The following is a 278-nucleotide window of genomic DNA, read 5'->3' on the forward strand; positions in this document are numbered from 1 at the left end:
GCTTTGGATATTTACTATAAAAGTGTTCATCAATTGTTCGCAACAATAATCTAAACGAAGAATGTAACGTCGTAAAATCAAAAAGCTCGTCAAGAAGATTTATAAAATAGGCTAACTTTAACGACAAGAGTTCTGATTTATTTGGAATACATAAATCCAACCCATCAATATAACGTTCTACAATTTCATCACTTATCAAAGAGTCATGTCGCAGAGGAGCACTCAAAACAATACCATCTAACGTCTTACAACGGCTTAATGCGACATAAGCTTGTCCA

General features: G+C 33.8%; 1 protein-coding gene. It reads right to left on the reverse strand.

Going from position 1 to position 278, the window contains the following annotated elements; translation table 11 throughout:
* Positions 1-278: hypothetical protein (locus tag H6A07_RS09730; protein ID WP_204814721.1), on the reverse strand; the 278-nt coding region annotated here is incomplete at both ends.

This window comes from Olsenella uli (genome assembly GCF_016899935.1).
Taxonomy (GTDB): Bacteria; Actinomycetota; Coriobacteriia; order Coriobacteriales; family Atopobiaceae; genus Thermophilibacter; species Thermophilibacter uli_B.